13 protein-coding genes, 2 tRNA genes and 3 rRNA genes are annotated in these 18842 nt (G+C 54.7%); 9 read left to right on the forward strand and 9 right to left on the reverse strand.

The features are described 5' to 3' along the window. The first annotated feature begins 260 nt into the window (after positions 1–260). The 4 genes from RS584_RS01885 (at position 261) to rrf (ending at position 5233) form a co-directional block, all read left to right on the forward strand. Positions 261–1802, forward strand: a 16S ribosomal RNA gene (locus RS584_RS01885). Positions 1803–1886: 84 nt separating this feature from the next. Beyond that, a tRNA-Glu gene (locus tag RS584_RS01890) sits at positions 1887–1962 on the forward strand. A 182-nt stretch (positions 1963–2144) separates the two neighbouring features. Next, positions 2145–5050: ribosomal RNA gene (locus RS584_RS01895) — 23S ribosomal RNA — on the forward strand. A 67-nt stretch (positions 5051–5117) separates the two neighbouring features. Next, positions 5118–5233 (forward strand): 5S ribosomal RNA (gene rrf / locus RS584_RS01900). The 16S, 23S and 5S rRNA genes sit together here with 1 tRNA gene alongside, the layout of an rRNA operon. A 107-nt stretch (positions 5234–5340) precedes the next feature. Here rrf and RS584_RS01905 read toward each other — a convergent pair. Both RS584_RS01905 and RS584_RS01910 read right to left on the reverse strand, forming a co-directional pair. After that, on the reverse strand, positions 5341–5958 hold the full coding sequence (locus RS584_RS01905) for a DUF2238 domain-containing protein (protein WP_315748850.1): 618 nt from the start codon (positions 5956–5958) through the stop codon (positions 5341–5343). A 113-nt stretch (positions 5959–6071) separates the two neighbouring features. After that, positions 6072–6147, reverse strand: a tRNA-Phe gene (locus tag RS584_RS01910). A 169-nt stretch (positions 6148–6316) separates the two neighbouring features. Between RS584_RS01910 and RS584_RS01915 the strand changes: the two genes are divergently transcribed. Next, the gene (locus RS584_RS01915; RefSeq protein ID WP_045141826.1) at positions 6317–7162 is read left to right on the forward strand and encodes an AraC family transcriptional regulator; all 846 of its coding nucleotides are present in this window, start codon (positions 6317–6319) and stop codon (positions 7160–7162) included. 37 nt (positions 7163–7199) lie between these two features. After that, on the forward strand, positions 7200–7790 hold the full coding sequence (locus RS584_RS01920) for a LysE family translocator (RefSeq protein ID WP_193042242.1): 591 nt from the start codon (positions 7200–7202) through the stop codon (positions 7788–7790). On the opposite strand, the gene RS584_RS01925 is transcribed toward RS584_RS01920, so the two are convergent. The 5 genes from RS584_RS01925 to aspA all read right to left on the reverse strand — a co-directional run bounded on the left by RS584_RS01925 (position 7787) and on the right by aspA (position 13382). Then, positions 7787–8362, reverse strand: a complete 576-nt coding sequence (locus RS584_RS01925; protein WP_017383972.1) for a transcriptional regulator — start codon at positions 8360–8362, stop codon at positions 7787–7789. The genes RS584_RS01920 and RS584_RS01925 overlap by 4 nt on opposite strands. Before the next feature lie 49 nt (positions 8363–8411). Next, positions 8412–10115 (reverse strand): protein-disulfide reductase DsbD, encoded by a 1704-nt coding sequence (locus RS584_RS01930; protein WP_315748852.1) that lies wholly within the window; start codon positions 10113–10115, stop codon positions 8412–8414. Next, the gene (gene cutA / locus RS584_RS01935; RefSeq protein WP_003855908.1) at positions 10091–10414 is read right to left on the reverse strand and encodes a divalent cation tolerance protein CutA; all 324 of its coding nucleotides are present in this window, start codon (positions 10412–10414) and stop codon (positions 10091–10093) included. Before cutA ends, RS584_RS01930 begins: the two co-directional genes overlap by 25 nt. A 113-nt stretch (positions 10415–10527) precedes the next feature. Next, positions 10528–11829, reverse strand: coding sequence for an anaerobic C4-dicarboxylate transporter (locus RS584_RS01940; protein WP_003855921.1), 1302 nt, complete (start codon positions 11827–11829; stop codon positions 10528–10530). Between the two features lie 116 nt (positions 11830–11945). Then, on the reverse strand, positions 11946–13382 hold the full coding sequence (gene aspA / locus RS584_RS01945; protein WP_003855923.1) for an aspartate ammonia-lyase: 1437 nt from the start codon (positions 13380–13382) through the stop codon (positions 11946–11948). Between the two features lie 335 nt (positions 13383–13717). Between aspA and RS584_RS01950 the strand changes: the two genes are divergently transcribed. Then, the gene (locus tag RS584_RS01950; RefSeq protein ID WP_003855925.1) at positions 13718–14182 is read left to right on the forward strand and encodes an FxsA family protein; all 465 of its coding nucleotides are present in this window, start codon (positions 13718–13720) and stop codon (positions 14180–14182) included. Positions 14183–14205: 23 nt separating this feature from the next. Here the strand turns inward: RS584_RS01950 and yjeH are convergent, their stop codons facing one another. After that, positions 14206–15453 carry an L-methionine/branched-chain amino acid transporter gene (gene yjeH / locus RS584_RS01955; protein WP_315748853.1) on the reverse strand — a complete coding sequence of 416 codons (1248 nt, stop codon included), beginning with the start codon at positions 15451–15453 and terminating at the stop codon, positions 14206–14208. 178 nt (positions 15454–15631) lie between these two features. On the opposite strand from yjeH, the gene RS584_RS01960 reads away from it, so the two are divergent. Both RS584_RS01960 and groL read left to right on the forward strand, forming a co-directional pair. Further along, positions 15632–15925, forward strand: coding sequence for a co-chaperone GroES (locus RS584_RS01960; RefSeq protein WP_003855929.1), 294 nt, complete (start codon positions 15632–15634; stop codon positions 15923–15925). Positions 15926–15964: 39 nt separating this feature from the next. After that, positions 15965–17611, forward strand: coding sequence for a chaperonin GroEL (gene groL, locus RS584_RS01965; protein ID WP_015572446.1), 1647 nt, complete (start codon positions 15965–15967; stop codon positions 17609–17611). 65 nt (positions 17612–17676) lie between these two features. Here the strand turns inward: groL and iadA are convergent, their stop codons facing one another. Continuing rightward, positions 17677–18840, reverse strand: coding sequence for a beta-aspartyl-peptidase (iadA, locus tag RS584_RS01970; protein ID WP_032652267.1), 1164 nt, complete (start codon positions 18838–18840; stop codon positions 17677–17679). Positions 18841–18842: the final 2 nt, after the last annotated feature.

Raw genomic sequence — 18842 nt, forward strand, 5'->3', positions numbered from 1 at the left:
CTTCACAGATAACCCGGTCGGTTGAAGAGAAAAAATCCTGAAATAACGGGTTGACTCTGAAAGAGGAAAGCGTATTATACGCCACCTCGCGACAGAGCGCTGAAGCGCGTCGCAACTGCTCTTTAACAATTTATCAGACAATCTGTGTGGGCACTCAAAGTGACATGGATTCTTAACGTCGCAAGACGAAAAATGAATACCAAGTCTCTGAGTGAACATACGTAATTCATTACGAAGTTTAATTCACGAGCATCAAACTTAAATTGAAGAGTTTGATCATGGCTCAGATTGAACGCTGGCGGCAGGCCTAACACATGCAAGTCGAACGGTAACAGGAAGCAGCTTGCTGCTTCGCTGACGAGTGGCGGACGGGTGAGTAATGTCTGGGAAACTGCCTGATGGAGGGGGATAACTACTGGAAACGGTAGCTAATACCGCATAACGTCGCAAGACCAAAGAGGGGGACCTTCGGGCCTCTTGCCATCGGATGTGCCCAGATGGGATTAGCTAGTAGGTGGGGTAACGGCTCACCTAGGCGACGATCCCTAGCTGGTCTGAGAGGATGACCAGCCACACTGGAACTGAGACACGGTCCAGACTCCTACGGGAGGCAGCAGTGGGGAATATTGCACAATGGGCGCAAGCCTGATGCAGCCATGCCGCGTGTATGAAGAAGGCCTTCGGGTTGTAAAGTACTTTCAGCGGGGAGGAAGGCGATAAGGTTAATAACCTTGTCGATTGACGTTACCCGCAGAAGAAGCACCGGCTAACTCCGTGCCAGCAGCCGCGGTAATACGGAGGGTGCAAGCGTTAATCGGAATTACTGGGCGTAAAGCGCACGCAGGCGGTCTGTCAAGTCGGATGTGAAATCCCCGGGCTCAACCTGGGAACTGCATTCGAAACTGGCAGGCTAGAGTCTTGTAGAGGGGGGTAGAATTCCAGGTGTAGCGGTGAAATGCGTAGAGATCTGGAGGAATACCGGTGGCGAAGGCGGCCCCCTGGACAAAGACTGACGCTCAGGTGCGAAAGCGTGGGGAGCAAACAGGATTAGATACCCTGGTAGTCCACGCCGTAAACGATGTCGACTTGGAGGTTGTGCCCTTGAGGCGTGGCTTCCGGAGCTAACGCGTTAAGTCGACCGCCTGGGGAGTACGGCCGCAAGGTTAAAACTCAAATGAATTGACGGGGGCCCGCACAAGCGGTGGAGCATGTGGTTTAATTCGATGCAACGCGAAGAACCTTACCTACTCTTGACATCCAGAGAACTTTCCAGAGATGGATTGGTGCCTTCGGGAACTCTGAGACAGGTGCTGCATGGCTGTCGTCAGCTCGTGTTGTGAAATGTTGGGTTAAGTCCCGCAACGAGCGCAACCCTTATCCTTTGTTGCCAGCGGTTAGGCCGGGAACTCAAAGGAGACTGCCAGTGATAAACTGGAGGAAGGTGGGGATGACGTCAAGTCATCATGGCCCTTACGAGTAGGGCTACACACGTGCTACAATGGCGCATACAAAGAGAAGCGACCTCGCGAGAGCAAGCGGACCTCATAAAGTGCGTCGTAGTCCGGATTGGAGTCTGCAACTCGACTCCATGAAGTCGGAATCGCTAGTAATCGTGGATCAGAATGCCACGGTGAATACGTTCCCGGGCCTTGTACACACCGCCCGTCACACCATGGGAGTGGGTTGCAAAAGAAGTAGGTAGCTTAACCTTCGGGAGGGCGCTTACCACTTTGTGATTCATGACTGGGGTGAAGTCGTAACAAGGTAACCGTAGGGGAACCTGCGGTTGGATCACCTCCTTACCTTAAAGAACCTGCCTTTGTAGTGTCCACACAGATTGTCTGATGAAAAGTAAATAGCAAGGCGTCTTGCGATTGAGACTGTACGTCCCCTTCGTCTAGAGGCCCAGGACACCGCCCTTTCACGGCGGTAACAGGGGTTCGAATCCCCTAGGGGACGCCACTTGCTGGTTCGTGAGTGAAAGTCACCTGCCTTAATATCTCAAAACTGACTTGCGAGTCATGTTTGAGATATTTGCTCTTTAAAAATCTGGATCAAGCTGAAAATTGAAACGACACACAGCTCATGTGTGTTCGAGTCTCTCAAATTTTCGCAATCAGAAGTGAAACATCTTCGGGTTGTGAGGTTAAGCGACTAAGCGTACACGGTGGATGCCCTGGCAGTCAGAGGCGATGAAGGACGTGCTAATCTGCGAAAAGCGCCGGCGAGGTGATATGAACCCTTGACCCGGCGATGTCCGAATGGGGAAACCCAGTGCAATCCGTTGCACTATCGTTAACTGAATACATAGGTTAACGAGGCGAACCGGGGGAACTGAAACATCTAAGTACCCCGAGGAAAAGAAATCAACCGAGATTCCCCCAGTAGCGGCGAGCGAACGGGGAGCAGCCCGGAGTCTGAATCAGCTTGTGTGTTAGTGGAACGGTCTGGAAAGTCCGACGGTACAGGGTGATAGTCCCGTACACGAAAGCACACATGCTGTGAACTCGAAGAGTAGGGCGGGACACGTGGTATCCTGTCTGAATATGGGGGGACCATCCTCCAAGGCTAAATACTCCTGACTGACCGATAGTGAACCAGTACCGTGAGGGAAAGGCGAAAAGAACCCCGGCGAGGGGAGTGAAAAAGAACCTGAAACCGTGTACGTACAAGCAGTGGGAGCCTCTTTATGGGGTGACTGCGTACCTTTTGTATAATGGGTCAGCGACTTATATTCTGTAGCAAGGTTAACCGTATAGGGGAGCCGAAGGGAAACCGAGTCTTAACTGGGCGTTAAGTTGCAGGGTATAGACCCGAAACCCGGTGATCTAGCCATGGGCAGGTTGAAGGTTGGGTAACACTAACTGGAGGACCGAACCGACTAATGTTGAAAAATTAGCGGATGACCTGTGGCTGGGGGTGAAAGGCCAATCAAACCGGGAGATAGCTGGTTCTCCCCGAAAGCTATTTAGGTAGCGCCTCGTGAACTCATCTTCGGGGGTAGAGCACTGTTTCGGCTAGGGGGCCATCCCGGCTTACCAACCCGATGCAAACTACGAATACCGAAGAATGTTATCACGGGAGACACACGGCGGGTGCTAACGTCCGTCGTGAAGAGGGAAACAACCCAGACCGCCAGCTAAGGTCCCAAAGTCATGGTTAAGTGGGAAACGATGTGGGAAGGCACAGACAGCCAGGATGTTGGCTTAGAAGCAGCCATCATTTAAAGAAAGCGTAATAGCTCACTGGTCGAGTCGGCCTGCGCGGAAGATGTAACGGGGCTAAACCATGCACCGAAGCTGCGGCAGCGACGCTTATGCGTTGTTGGGTAGGGGAGCGTTCTGTAAGCCGTTGAAGGTGTGCTGTGAGGCATGCTGGAGGTATCAGAAGTGCGAATGCTGACATAAGTAACGATAAAGCGGGTGAAAAGCCCGCTCGCCGGAAGACCAAGGGTTCCTGTCCAACGTTAATCGGGGCAGGGTGAGTCGACCCCTAAGGCGAGGCCGAAAGGCGTAGTCGATGGGAAACAGGTTAATATTCCTGTACTTGGTGTTACTGCGAAGGGGGGACGGAGAAGGCTATGTCAGCCGGGCGACGGTTGTCCCGGTTTAAGCATGTAGGCGGAGGTTCCAGGTAAATCCGGTTCCTTGTTAACGCTGAGGTGTGATGACGAGGCACTACGGTGCTGAAGTGATAAATGCCCTGCTTCCAGGAAAAGCCTCTAAGCATCAGGTAACACGAAATCGTACCCCAAACCGACACAGGTGGTCAGGTAGAGAATACCAAGGCGCTTGAGAGAACTCGGGTGAAGGAACTAGGCAAAATGGTGCCGTAACTTCGGGAGAAGGCACGCTGATATGTAGGTGAAGCCCCTGCGGGCGGAGCTGAAATCAGTCGAAGATACCAGCTGGCTGCAACTGTTTATTAAAAACACAGCACTGTGCAAACACGAAAGTGGACGTATACGGTGTGACGCCTGCCCGGTGCCGGAAGGTTAATTGATGGGGTTAGCGGCAACGCGAAGCTCTTGATCGAAGCCCCGGTAAACGGCGGCCGTAACTATAACGGTCCTAAGGTAGCGAAATTCCTTGTCGGGTAAGTTCCGACCTGCACGAATGGCGTAATGATGGCCAGGCTGTCTCCACCCGAGACTCAGTGAAATTGAACTCGCTGTGAAGATGCAGTGTACCCGCGGCAAGACGGAAAGACCCCGTGAACCTTTACTATAGCTTGACACTGAACACTGGTCCTTGATGTGTAGGATAGGTGGGAGGCTTTGAAGCGTGGACGCCAGTCTGCGTGGAGCCAACCTTGAAATACCACCCTTTAATGGCTGGTGTTCTAACGTGGACCCGTAATCCGGGTTGCGGACAGTGTCTGGTGGGTAGTTTGACTGGGGCGGTCTCCTCCCAAAGAGTAACGGAGGAGCACGAAGGTTGGCTAATCCTGGTCGGACATCAGGAGGTTAGTGCAATGGCATAAGCCAGCTTGACTGCGAGCGTGACGGCGCGAGCAGGTGCGAAAGCAGGTCATAGTGATCCGGTGGTTCTGAATGGAAGGGCCATCGCTCAACGGATAAAAGGTACTCCGGGGATAACAGGCTGATACCGCCCAAGAGTTCATATCGACGGCGGTGTTTGGCACCTCGATGTCGGCTCATCACATCCTGGGGCTGAAGTAGGTCCCAAGGGTATGGCTGTTCGCCATTTAAAGTGGTACGCGAGCTGGGTTTAGAACGTCGTGAGACAGTTCGGTCCCTATCTGCCGTGGGCGCTGGAGAATTGAGGGGGGCTGCTCCTAGTACGAGAGGACCGGAGTGGACGCATCACTGGTGTTCGGGTTGTCATGCCAATGGCACTGCCCGGTAGCTAAATGCGGAAGAGATAAGTGCTGAAAGCATCTAAGCACGAAACTTGCCCCGAGATGAGTTCTCCCTGAGACTTTAAGTCTCCTGAAGGAACGTTGAAGACGACGACGTTGATAGGTCGGGTGTGTAAGCGCAGCGATGCGTTGAGCTAACCGATACTAATGAACCGTGAGGCTTAACCTTACAACGCCGAAGGTGTTTTGGCGAAGAGACAGAAGATTTTCAGCCTGATACAGATTAACAGAATTTGCCTGGCGGCTTTAGCGCGGTGGTCCCACCTGACCCCATGCCGAACTCAGAAGTGAAACGCCGTAGCGCCGATGGTAGTGTGGGGTCTCCCCATGTGAGAGTAGGGAACTGCCAGGCATCAAACAAGTGAAGAGGCCATCCGGAAGGATGGCCTTTTTGCGTTTGTACGTCGAAAAACGGCAGGCCGGGCAAGGCGAAGCCGCCACCCAGCAACTCAGAGCGTACTATCCCTGACAAACATTCAAACGAAGCAATTGCCGCTGATGGAAACGCCCAAGGATCAGCACCGTCGTTAACGCACCAAGCAGCGCGCAAAACATATCAGACTGGGTATCCCATGGATCGCCCTGCGTCCCCAGAAAATCATCCGCACCCTGTCCCATCGCCAAAGCTGCCCACCACTCAATGAGTTCATAGGTGGCGCTAATGGCCAGAGCAACACAGCACACCAGAAATCCCGTCATCTTATGTCCACGAACATACCCACCGCGCAGCAGAATTTCTCGCGCTGCCAGTGCGGGAACCAGCCCCTGGAAGAAGTGACCGAGCTTGTCATACGGATTTCGGCTAAGCCCGAGCATCTCCTGAACCTCAAAACCAACCGGAACCTTTGCATAGGTGTACATACCACCAACCATCAGAATGATGGCGTGGAAGAAAATCAAGGTATAGAGAAGGGGAGTCAGGGGGTATCGCCGGTGCGTGGCAAGCAGAAGTGGGATGATGATAATGACGGGCGTCACCTCCATCAGCCAGGTGACACGATCGCTCGTGAACAGGCCGGTATAAAACAGGATCATCAGCAGGAGCAGTGACCCGACTTTTAAAGCAGATAAGGTCATATCATTTTCATTGTCAGGGAAAAAAATCACTATTACCTGACAGAAGGGAAAATTCAATGCGTAGCGGATACAGAAAAGCAAAAACCCAGCCATAGGCTGGGTTCTTTAAATAGTGGTGCCCGGACTCGGAATCGAACCAAGGACACGGGGATTTTCAATCCCCTGCTCTACCGACTGAGCTATCCGGGCAACGGAGCGCATTAAACCGCAATCGCGCGCGATCGTCAACATTATTTCGGGAAAAGCTGTTCAACTGCTTAAGTTTGCGGCAATCTGTCCGTTTGTGCCCTGGAATTGCACAAATCTTCCAGACGGTTCAGGCAAGATGTGACAATGCTGACGGTAAGAGGAGGGCAGTATGGCAAACGACTGGCTTGAGCTGCGTCAGCATGCAGAAACAGGTATTGAGACAATTAAGGCGCATTTCGAAGGACATGCCTTTGATCCCCACTGGCATGATAGCTATCTGGTCGGAATAACCCTTTCCGGCACCCAGCAGTTCCACTGTCGCCGTGAACGCCACCGTAGCCAGCCGGGCGATGCTTTTTTACTTGAGCCCGGGGAGATCCATGACGGTGATGCGCCGATAGAGGGGGGCTTTACTTATCTGACCTTTTATCTGGATGAACACTGGCTCACCCGTACGCTTCAAGGGCTGTACGACTCTACTCCCGGGAGCTACACCCTCCACTTTGCCCAAACGCTGACGCGAGAGCCTCAGTTGGTGCGCGCTATCGGTGATACATTTGCCTCGTTGCATAACGATGAGATGAAGATCGTCCAACAGAGCACAATGGATAACCTGCTCTCTCAGATCACTGCCCACTGCCACTGGCGTAAGAAACTCCCGTCTCAGCTACAAAGCTCCGCCGTGGCGCATCGTGCCCGCGACTATCTCTATGCGCATATCGGCGAGAACGTGGGGCTGTCAGACCTTGCCCGTGAGACGGGTACAGATCGCTTTACGCTCACCCGCTGTTTTAAGCGCGAATTTCACCTGGCACCGCACGCCTGGCTTATCCAGCTGCGCCTGGCAAAGGCCCGACAGATGCTGGCGTGTGGGGAACTGCCTGTTGATGTTGCGGCGGCAGTGGGTTTTGCCGATCAAAGCCATCTTGGTCGCTGGTTCCAGCGGGCATACCGTATTTCTCCGGCACACTACCGTCGGTTGTGCACAAACCTTCCAGACGTTTCCAGAAAATAACGGCACATTCGTGGCTCTAATAAAAAAGGAGTCACCTGTGAATTTATTACCCTTCCTGCTGTTTGCATTTGTCGCCTCGATTACACCGGGGCCAACCAATATTCTGGTACTGGCTAACAGTCAGCACTTTGGCGTAAAAAATACGTTTCCTGCGATCCTGGGCGGGTGTATTGCCGCCAGCGCTATTGTTCTGGTTTCAGGCGCAGGGGCAGGAGAAGTGTTACGCCAGTATCCGCTGATACGTCAGGTAATGAGCTGGGCGGGCGTGCTGTGGCTTTCCTGGATGAGCTGGCAGCTGTTTAGCGCCCCGGCCGCGAATCTCTCCTCCAGACGCCATGTCCGGTTTACCGCGCGGGCGGCGGCGTTATTACAGGTTGTAAACCCAAAAACGTGGATGATGGCCCTGGCAGTTGTCAGCCTGTTTGCTCCGGCAAGCGACCATGCATTTCGGGATGTTGCGCTGATGGCGCTATGGTTTCTGGCGATCTCCGTGGCTTGTTTGTTGTGCTGGGCGTGGCTGGGGAAGGCGGTGAACCGGATTTTCCGCACCACCGTGGCGATGGTGCGATTTCAGCGCGCGATGGCGCTGTGCTTGTTTATTTCCGTCTGGACGGGAATGCTGGCTTAGGTCAGAGCACCACCCATACGACACTGCGCAAACCGCAAAATATCTTCCGCCAGACGGTGCGCTGTATCCACATCCGCCTGGCTACGGTTCACCAGCATGCGGCTCAGGCAACCTTCCAGCACCAGCTCCATCTGCTTCGCGACCATTGCCGGGTCATCCACTTCAAGCGTGGTCAGCAGCTCGTGTGTGAACTCGTGCGCGGCACGTTTTTGCTGATCTGCCAGTTGATGGATGGGGTGCCCGGGATCCGGATAGTAGGTGCAGGCGGCAATAAACAGACAGCCTGGGTAACGGTTGTTGGTTACACACTCCGTCAGTGCGGTATAGCGCGCCAGCAGCTTTTGCTCGGTGGTCAGCTCTTCATTCAGCATCAGCTGCCTGCGCCAGATATCCACCTGCTGGCTGAGATAGCGCAGGGCATCATACAGCAGCGCCTCTTTATCCGGCCAGAAGCGCTTAAGTTCATCCAGAGGGTAATCGATACGGTCGGCGACCATCTCAAGCGTGGTGCTGGCGATCCCTTGAATCTCAAGCAATTGCAGGGCTTGTCCCAGTACGTCTTCGCGTTGCACGGTTATCTCCTCCGCTATTCCCAACGGTTTGTCCCGTCTAAAGTGTTGTTTACGGTTGGCGATTGCGCAAATGCGTGTTGAATGTCGTCGCGTCCATAAACCCGGTTACACGCTGCGTCGGCTGTTCTTCCCCCTGTTCATTGAAGAACAGGATGGTAGGCAGCCCGAGCACATTAAGTTGCTTCAGCAGAGCCTTATCCTGCGCGCTGTTGGCGGTAACGTTCGCCTGGAGCAGAACGGTATCGCTCAGCGCATGTTGTATCTGCGGATCGCTGAAGGTGTATTTTTCAAACTCTTTGCAGGCCACGCACCAGTCGGCGTAGAGATCGAGCATGACCGGTTTGCCTTTCGCCTGCGCCAGGGCGCGGTTAAGGTCATCCACGTTCTTAATCTGTATAAAATTCAGATGAGCCTGCGTTTGACCTGCCGGGGTGCCAAACGCCCAGTCCTGTAGTGGACGGACGCTCACCAGTGCGGCCGCCAGCAGAAGGATCTGTAGCAGGCGCATCCACGGTTTCTTCGCCCCCAGACTCACGATAAACGCCCAACTGAAGAAGGCCACGCCGAGCATCGCCCACAGACGTATACCCCACACATCACCAGTGATGCGCTCAAGCAGGAATACCGGTAGCGCCAGAATGATAAAACCAAACGCGGTTTTCACCGTCTCCATCCACGGTCCGCTCTTCGGCAGCAGACGATTGCCAAACACCGTCACCAGGATCAGCGGCAGGCCCATGCCGAGCGCGTAGAGGTACAGCGTGCCGCCGCCGAGCCACAGGTTGCCGCTCTGAGCAATGTATAACAGGATGGCGCTCAACGGCGCAGTGGTGCAGGGGGAGCAAATCAGCCCGGCGATGGCACCCATGGCGAACACGCCGCCCGCAGAGCCACCCTGCTGACGGTTGCTCATTAGCGTCAGACGGGTTTGCAGGGAAGAGGGCAGTTGCAGGGTGAACAGGCCAAACATCGACAGCGCCAGCAGAATAAACACCGCTGACAGACCGATAAGCACATAAGGGTGCTGAAGGGCGGCCTGGAACTGCAATCCGGCAGCAGCGACCACGAGGCCGAGCGCCGTATAGGTTAACGCCATGCCCTGCACATAGATAAAGGCCAGCAACAGCGCGCGGGTAGTGGAAAGGCGTTGTTTACCGCCCAGCACGATGCCAGAGATAAGCGGGTACATGGGCAGTACGCAGGGCGTAAAGGCGATGCCGATACCAATCAATAACGCCCAAAGCGCTGAGAACGGAAGGTCTGAAGCGGCTTTGCCTTCACCCCTCACCCTGGCCCTCTCCCCTGAGGGGTGAGGGGAGGCCGCCGCTTTCACTTCGCTAAGCGGAACGACCTTTGTTTCAGGGGGATAGCAGAAGCCCGCATCGGCGCAGCCCTGATACGTCACCGTCAGGGTAGCGCCTTTATCCGCCTGATTCACCGTGACGGGCACGCTTAAGCGCTGACGATAAATTTCACTCTTACCGTAGAACTCGTCCTCGTGCCACTCGCCAGCGGGCATCTGCAATGCGCCGACGTTCGCCTTTGCCGGCGTGATGCTGACCTGCTTGCGATAGAGGTAGTAACCCTCTTTCACCTGCCAGGTGAGACTGAGATCGTGCTGGTTTTGCTGAAAGTCGAAAACAAACGCCTGGTCGGCAGGAATAAAGTTCGAACGGCCGGGTGCGTCAAACAACCCGGCAAAAGCTGACGTGCTGCACAGCAGCAGGATCAGCGTAATGAAGCGTTGAGCCATGAGAGATAATCGTTATCGCCGTGGACCACTGGCAGAACCAGCAGCTCCGGGGTTTGGTATGGATGATGAGACTTGAGGCAGTCGAGGAGCGCCTGCTGGTTTGTCAGGTTGGTTTTGAGCAACATCTGGACTTCGTACTCTTGCTCCAGCTTGCCTTCCCAGTAATAAAGGGAGGTGGCGCCGGGAAGAAGTGTGACACAGGCAGCCAGTTTTTCGGCCAACACTTTGGCGGCCAGATCCTGGGCAGAAGCTTCATCAGGGGCGGTGCACAGTACAACAACAGCATCAGGCGTGTTCACAAGTCGACCTCCTCATCACGAAAGTCTTCACTATATCACGCAAGGCGGTTGGTCATTAATGAAACGGGCCGCAGAGCGGCCCGATTTTAACTATTTTTACAACGGCTAATCGTTTACAGCACAATGCCGCCGATGATAAAGCCGAGGATCACGCAGAGCGTAATCGCCACCACACCCGGGATCAGGAACGCGTGGTTAAACACGTATTTACCAATACGGGTTGAGCCGGTGTCATCCATCTCAACCGCGGCCAGCAGGGTTGGGTAGGTGGGCAGAACGAACAGGGCGGAAACCGCTGCAAAAGAGGCAATCGCCGTCAGCGGCGTCACGCCCAGCATTAGTGCCGCAGGCATCAGCGCTTTGGTGGTCGCAGCCTGGGAGTACAGCAGCGTCGCGGCAAAGAACAGCACTACCGCCAGCAGCCACGGATAGTTGTGCAGCAGGTCGCCTGCAACGGTCTGGATATCGCTGATGTGCGCTTTCACAAAGGTATCGCCGAGCCACGCCACGCCCAGCACGCACACGCAGGCGCTCATACCGGATTTGAAGGTGCTGGCGTTCAGCACTTCGCTGGTGTCGATTTTACAGGTGATGCTGATCAGCGTCGCGATGGTCAGCATAAACACCACAATGGCTTCGTTACGCGGCAGAACCGGGTTCTGGATCAGACCTACCGTATCGCTGATGGCTGTCGCGTAGAACATCACGGCGACGATACCAATCAGGAACAGCAGCACGGAGCGTTTTGCATGCGGCTTCAGCTCGAAGACCTGGCTACCGCGCAGGCTCACTTCACCTTTTGCCAGACGCTCCTGGTAAACCGGATCGTCTTTCAGCTCGGCGCCGAGGAAGTTACACAGTACGGCAGTGATCATTACCGCAATCAGCGTGACCGGAATACAGATTGCCAGCAGCGTCAGGTAACTTACGCCCATCGGCTCAAGGATACCCGCGAAGAAGACCACCGCCGCGGAAATGGGCGAGGCGGTAATCGCAATCTGGGAGGCGACCACGGCAATAGAAAGAGGGCGAGACGGGCGAATACCCTGTTCTTTCGCCACTTCGGTGATTACCGGCAACGTGGAGAAAGCGGTATGGCCAGTACCGGCGAGAATGGTCATAAACCAGGTCACCAGCGGGGCAAGGAAGGTGATGTATTTCGGATGGCGACGCAGCATTCGCTCCGCCAGGCTCACCAGGTAGTCCATGCCGCCTGCGACCTGCATAGCCGCGATAGCAGCAATAACCGCCATGATGATTTCGATAACGTCAAAAGGGATTGCGCCGGGTTTAATCTGAAAGATCAGGGTAAGTACAAGCACTCCGAGACCGCCAGCAAAACCGATGCCGATACCCCCGAGTCGTGCGCCCAAATAAATCGCCAACAGGACGATGACGAGTTCTGCTCCAAACATAAAGACCTGCCTTGCTCATTAACAAGTTGATACTGAATTGTTGTGTTTTGGTAACGCCCATAAAGAAAAAAGGCACGTCACAAGTGACGTGCCTTTCGGAAGCTTAGCCTGAACGGTTACTGTTCGCTTTCATCGGTATATCGTTTCGCTTTATATGCCGGGTGCATCAGGTTCTGGGCGGAGAAGATATCGTCCAGTTCGGCTTCGGTCAACAATCCTCGCTCGAGAACAACCTCACGCACGCTCTTACCGGTTTCGGCACAAATCTTCCCGACGATATCGCCGTTGTGGTGGCCGATGAACGGGTTGAGGTAGGTGACGATGCCGATGGAGTTATAGACGTAGCCTTCACACACTTCTTTATTCGCGGTGATGCCGTTGATGCATTTTTCCAGCAGGTTGTAGCAGGCGTTGGTCAGAATATGGATAGATTCAAACATTGCCTGGCCAATCACCGGCTCCATCACGTTCAGCTGGAGCTGACCGGCTTCGGAGGCCATGGTGACGGTCGTATCGTTACCAATAACCTTGAAGCACACCTGGTTCACCACCTCTGGCACCACCGGGTTCACTTTAGCTGGCATGATGGATGAACCCGCCTGCAACTCTGGCAGGTTGATTTCATTCAGGCCAGCGCGCGGACCGGAGGAGAGCAGGCGCAGGTCGTTACAGATTTTGGACAGTTTCACCGCCAGACGTTTCAGGGCGCTGTGTACCATCACATAGGCGCCGCAGTCTGAGGTAGCTTCAATCAGGTCTTCCGCAGGCACAACCGGCAGGTTGGACACTTCAGCCAGCTTCTGTACCGCCAGCTGCTGATAGCCATCTGGCGTGTTCAGGCGTGTACCGATGGCGGTTGCGCCCAGGTTAACTTCCAGCAACAGTTCGGACGTGCGCAGCAGGTTTTTCGTCTCTTCATTCAGCAGCACGTTAAACGCGTGGAATTCCTGTCCGAGGGTCATTGGCACCGCGTCCTGCAACTGGGTACGGCCCATTTTCAGGATGTCCTGGAACTCTACGGCTTTACGCTGGAAGCCATCGCCCAGCTGATTAATCGCGTCGACCAGTTTAACGACAGAGGCATACACCGCGATGCGGAAGCCGGTTGGGTAGGCGTCGTTGGTGGACTGACATTTGTTAACGTGATCGTTCGGGTTCAGGTACTGGTATTCACCTTTCTGATGACCCATCAGCTCCAGGCCGATGTTTGCCAGCACTTCGTTGGTGTTCATGTTGACGGAGGTGCCCGCGCCGCCCTGATAGACGTCAACCGGGAACTGATCCATGCATTTACCGTTGTTCAGCACCTCATCGCACGCGGCGATAATCGCATTTGCAGCGCTTTTAGGAATGGTTTGCAGCTCTTTGTTCGCCAGAGCCGCGGCTTTTTTTACCATCACCATGCCACGCACAAATTCAGGGATGTCGCTGATTTTGCTGTTGCTGATGTAGAAGTTTTCAATCGCTCTCAGAGTGTGAACACCATAGTAGGCATCCGCTGGAACTTCCCTGGTACCCAACAAATCTTCTTCGATACGAATGTTGTTTAACATGTGAACCTTCTTTTCAAGCTGCCGATGGATTGTACTAAACACACAGTATATATGTGGTTTTGAATATTTTATGACCGACGATTATTCCCTCAATCGGCCAGATGTTCGAGATCATATGCTGATGATAGCGAATTGCCGTAAGCTGGATCACTTATTATCGACCCGATTTCATGATAATTATTAATCTGTGAAATATGTCACCGCTTTAATATTTCCAGAAAAAATATCCGTGCAAACCGATTGAATTTTGGCTAATCGTCACCATTTCTTATCTACGCGCTTCGCGAACACATTCAGTCAGGGGCCTGAAGGCACCTGCCACACAGGAGATGCCAGTGCGCTGGATACCATTTATTGCTTTCTTTCTTTATGTTTACATTGAGATTTCGATTTTCATTCAGGTTGCCCATGTGCTGGGCGTCCTGCTGACGCTGATTCTGGTGATCTTCACCTCCGTCATCGGCATGTCGCTGGTGCGCAATCAGGGTTTCAAAAATTTCCTGTTAATGCAGCAGAAGATGGCCGCAGGCGAAAGCCCGGCAGCCGAGATGATCAAAAGCGTGTCGCTGATTATTGCTGGCCTGCTGCTGATCCTGCCTGGTTTCTTCACCGACTTCCTCGGCCTGCTGTTGCTGTTGCCGCCGGTGCAGAAGCATCTGACCATGAAGCTGCTGCCGCACCTGCGTTTCAGCCGTATGCCAGGCGGTGGTTTCAGCACCGGCCCGGGGGATACCTTTGAAGGGGAATATCAGCGTAAGGATGAGCAGCGCGACCGGTTAGATCATAAAGACGATCGGTGAGTTTGTGGCCCGGTGGCGCTCGCTCACCGGGCCTGCGGCTTTTGCCGCTTCGGTAAAAACACCCACAGCCCCGCCAGCATGACGATGGCGTACACACTCTTCCATCCCACCATCGCCAGCAGCATCAGGCACAGGACACACCCGACAGCCGCCAGCGCCTTAAAGCGTCCTTTCAGTAGCCGACAGCCCGCCAGCATGCACAGCAGGTAGATCATGATGAAAATACCGTTGGCGTAGACAATCAGCGCGTCAAGGTTGATGTCGAGGAGATAAATGGCCAGGGAACTCACCACGCAGCAGCCCAGTACGCTATTCAGCGCATTCACCGGAAGCTGACGCTTTGACAGGCGTGAGAGGGGGCTGTCCGGTTTATAAAGAGCCTGAGACCACACCAGCCGGGCGAAGCTCTGAATATAGATGTTGAGGCTGGCAAAGCAGGCGAGATAGCCAATCACGCAGGCTACCCACAGGGCCTTAACGCCAAACAGCTGCACCACGATGCCTGGCAGCGACGCGGCGGCGGCTTTCTCTTCACCGAACGCGTTGAAGTGCAGCACCAGTACGGTACAGGCCCAGTACACGGTACCCGCCAGCAGCAGGCCAATCATCAGGGCGCGGGGGAAATCACGCTCGGGCTGTTTAAACTCGGATGCCAGATGAGCGAACGCCTCCAGACCGACGAAACACCAGAACATGACGGATAGTGCAGCGAAAAGGTGTGCGTGGTCGATGTCGTTAATCGCGGGGAAAGGAATATCCGCCACGGTAATGTCACCCGCAAACCAGATGGCGACGATCAGCGCGACAATTAACACGGCGACCAGCGTTTGCAGATTGGCGCTGGAGCTGGCCCCGCGTGAGCCTACCCACCAGACAATCGCCAGCGTACCGAGTTCAGCCAGCAGCAGCTGTTCATCGTGCCAGCCAAACAGCGCCTGTCCGAAGCCGGTTGCGATATGCAGGGCTGCCGGAAGGCCAACGGGTATCACCGACAAAAATAGCCAGCCGGTGACGCGCTCCATTCGCGGCCCAAACGCCATGCCGACAAAATGCGCTACGCCGCCTGCGCTCGGGAAGTGCCGCCCGAGTATGGCAAAAACAATCGCCACCGGAAACACCAGCACGATCAGCACCGGCCATGCCCAAAGACTGTTATTGCCGGCAACCAATGCCGCCAGCGCGGGAACCGCAAATACCCCCGTGCCTAATAAAGACGTTGAGAGTAAGCCAATGCCCTGCGCCAGCCCCAACTCCTGCCTGAGTCCACTCATTTACCTCGTCCCGCCACCATCAAAAGAGAGTGGATGGTAACACTTTCGCAAATTTTTTTTCGATTACCCCTTGAAGGGGTAAAAAGCTATCCCCATCTCTCAGGGCACTAGCCGGAAAACCGCATGCGGACCGGCGTCATCCATAACTGATAATGACTTTCTCAAAGGAGAGCTATCAATGAGTATTCGTCCGTTACATGATCGTGTGATCGTCAAACGTAAAGAAGTTGAAACCAAGTCTGCTGGCGGCATCGTTCTGACCGGTTCAGCAGCAGCAAAATCAACGCGTGGCGAAATCATCGCTGTCGGTAAGGGCCGCATCCTGGAAAACGGAACTGTGCAGCCACTGGACGTTAAAGTTGGTGACATCGTCATTTTCAACGATGGCTACGGCGTGAAATCCGAGAAGATCGACAATGAAGAAGTGTTGATCATGTCCGAGAGCGACATTCTGGCAATTGTTGAAGCGTAATTAACGCACGAAACTGTACGAATTTGAGGAAATAAGAACATGGCAGCTAAAGACGTAAAATTCGGTAACGACGCTCGTGTAAAAATGCTCCGCGGCGTAAACGTACTGGCAGACGCAGTGAAAGTCACTCTGGGCCCGAAAGGCCGTAACGTAGTGCTGGACAAATCCTTCGGCGCGCCAACCATCACCAAAGATGGTGTTTCTGTTGCACGTGAAATCGAGCTGGAAGACAAGTTCGAAAACATGGGCGCACAGATGGTGAAAGAAGTTGCCTCTAAAGCGAACGACGCTGCCGGTGACGGCACCACCACCGCGACCGTACTGGCGCAGGCGATCATCACCGAAGGCCTGAAAGCCGTTGCTGCGGGCATGAACCCAATGGATCTGAAACGTGGTATCGACAAAGCTGTCGCCTCTGCTGTTGAAGAACTGAAAGCGCTGTCCGTACCGTGCTCTGACTCTAAAGCCATTGCTCAGGTTGGTACTATCTCCGCTAACTCCGACGAAACCGTAGGTAAACTGATCGCTGAAGCGATGGATAAAGTCGGTAAAGAAGGCGTGATCACCGTTGAAGACGGTACTGGTCTGGAAGACGAACTGGACGTGGTTGAAGGTATGCAGTTCGATCGCGGTTACCTGTCTCCATACTTCATCAACAAGCCAGAAACTGGCGCTGTTGAGCTGGAAAGCCCGTTCATCCTGCTGGCTGACAAGAAAATCTCCAACATCCGCGAAATGCTGCCAGTGCTGGAAGCCGTTGCGAAAGCAGGCAAGCCGCTGGTAATCATTGCTGAAGACGTTGAAGGCGAAGCGCTGGCGACTCTGGTGGTTAACACCATGCGTGGCATCGTGAAAGTGGCAGCGGTTAAAGCACCTGGCTTCGGCGATCGTCGTAAAGCGATGCTTCAGGATATCGCTACCCTGACTGGCGGTACCGTGATCTCCGAAGAGATCGGTATGGAGCTGGAAAAAGCGACCCTGGAAGACCTGGGCCAGGCGAAACGCGTTGTGATCAACAAAGACACCACCACCATCATCGACGGTGTGGGTGAAGAAGCTGCTATTCAGGGCCGTGTTGGTCAGATCCGTAAGCAGATCGAAGAAGCAACTTCCGATTACGACCGTGAAAAACTCCAGGAGCGCGTAGCGAAACTGGCAGGCGGCGTAGCGGTAATCAAAGTCGGTGCGGCTACCGAAGTTGAAATGAAAGAGAAGAAAGCACGCGTTGACGATGCCCTGCACGCGACCCGTGCTGCGGTAGAAGAAGGCGTGGTTGCTGGTGGTGGTGTCGCGCTGGTGCGTGTAGCCGCTAAACTGGCTGGCCTGACTGCTCAGAACGAAGACCAGAACGTGGGTATCAAAGTTGCGCTGCGCGCGATGGAAGCTCCTCTGCGTCAGATCGTGTCCAACGCCGGTGAAGAGCCGTCTGTGGTTGCGAACAACGTGAAAGCGGGTGAAGGTAACTACGGTTACAACGCGGCAACTGAAGAATACGGCAACATGATCGACTTCGGTATCCTGGATCCAACTAAAGTGACCCGTTCTGCACTGCAATACGCGGCATCTGTAGCTGGTCTGATGATCACGACCGAGTGCATGGTGACCGACCTGCCTAAAGGCGACGCGCCTGACTTAGGTGCTGCTGGTGGTATGGGCGGCATGGGTGGCATGGGCGGCATGATGTAATCATGTTGTTCTGAACCTCTCAGAACGAACCCCGGGCAGCAATGCCCGGGGTTTTTTATTGTCTTCTACTCAAACGTGCCTTTCACGCACACAACGCCTCCACTCACCATCTGGCGGCCTTTCGCCCAGACCTCGCGGATCTTCAGATCATCGGTCAGCACCAGGACGTCGGCATCGCATCCGGGCGCGATCCGCCCTTTATGCTCCAGGCCGAGAAATTCCGCCACGTTACGCGTAAACGGCAGAAGCGCCTCCTCCAGCGGCAGGTGATACCGGCCGACCAGCTGCTGTAGCGTCTCAAGCAGGGATTCAAATCCCGCCACGCCAATGCCAACAAGATTACCATTTGCGTCAAAATTCGGCTGGCTGCCGTTGCCATCCGAGCTGAGCGTGAGCCGGTTAAACGGCACCTGTGCTTCACGGGCCGTCGCGATAGCGGTGGCGGCATCAACAGGTTCGCTGATGCTGGTGGTGATGTCGATGTACCCCCCTTCGCGGGCATAGTCCAGTGCGGCGTGGAACAGTGCCTGGGCGCGGTTGACGTGAGTTGGCAGCAGCTTCGTGCGGGGCACGTCGGCGTTATTCAGGATGTTAAGCAGCGGCTCCAGCAGTTTCGGGCTGTTGCCGAGGTGAAACACGGATATCCCCGCTTTGGCACCCAGCAGCCCGCCGACGCGTGACTGGGCGGCTATATTCGCGAGCTGGTCATCTGCCGGAGCGGAAGAGCGATGGTCGGAAATCGCGCATTTCACGCCAATGATTTTATCAATCAGCGCCACATCCTTTTCGATACTGTCGGTAATCGTCGGAGAAGGCAGGCCATACGCGCCTGTCAGCATCCACGCGCTGATCCCTTCATGCTCAAGCGCCCGCGTTTTCGCCAGCAGCGACTCGGGATGGCGGGTCACGCCGTCGGTGCCCAGCAGGCCAACAACGGAGGTGATGCCAGCCGCCACCAGCGCAGACAATCGCACCTCTGGCGTCCGGGTGTGGGGACCGGCTTCACCGCCGCCGCCAATCAGGTGTACATGCTGATCGATAAACCCCGGACAAACCACCGCTCCGGCGAGATCGCTTTCAGGACAGTCTGGCCTCGTTGTGGCGTGGCCCGCTTTTTCGACTGCGACGATTTTTCCTCCGGCAATCAGCAGATCGCAATGCCCAAGATCCTCGGGAGCGTAAAGCTGCGCATTGCGGAAAAGGTGCGGTTCCAGCACTGAAAAATCCATTT

The organism is Enterobacter sp. DTU_2021_1002640_1_SI_PRY_ASU_LCPMC_013 (assembly GCF_032389435.1).
Taxonomy (GTDB): Bacteria; Pseudomonadota; Gammaproteobacteria; order Enterobacterales; family Enterobacteriaceae; genus Enterobacter; species Enterobacter hormaechei_C.

Coding starts and splice junctions, on each gene's coding strand:
- groL (WP_015572446.1), top strand. CDS start 15,965: ATGGCAGCTAAAGACGTAAAATTCGGTAACGACGCTCGTGTAAAAATG.
- iadA (WP_032652267.1), bottom strand. CDS start 18,840: ATGGATTTTTCAGTGCTGGAACCGCACCTTTTCCGCAATGCGCAGCTT.
- aspA (WP_003855923.1), bottom strand. CDS start 13,382: ATGTTAAACAACATTCGTATCGAAGAAGATTTGTTGGGTACCAGGGAA.
- yjeH (WP_315748853.1), bottom strand. CDS start 15,453: ATGAGTGGACTCAGGCAGGAGTTGGGGCTGGCGCAGGGCATTGGCTTA.
- RS584_RS01960 (WP_003855929.1), top strand. CDS start 15,632: ATGAGTATTCGTCCGTTACATGATCGTGTGATCGTCAAACGTAAAGAA.
- RS584_RS01915 (WP_045141826.1), top strand. CDS start 6,317: ATGGCAAACGACTGGCTTGAGCTGCGTCAGCATGCAGAAACAGGTATT.
- RS584_RS01930 (WP_315748852.1), bottom strand. CDS start 10,115: ATGGCTCAACGCTTCATTACGCTGATCCTGCTGCTGTGCAGCACGTCA.
- RS584_RS01905 (WP_315748850.1), bottom strand. CDS start 5,958: ATGACCTTATCTGCTTTAAAAGTCGGGTCACTGCTCCTGCTGATGATC.
- RS584_RS01940 (WP_003855921.1), bottom strand. CDS start 11,829: ATGTTTGGAGCAGAACTCGTCATCGTCCTGTTGGCGATTTATTTGGGC.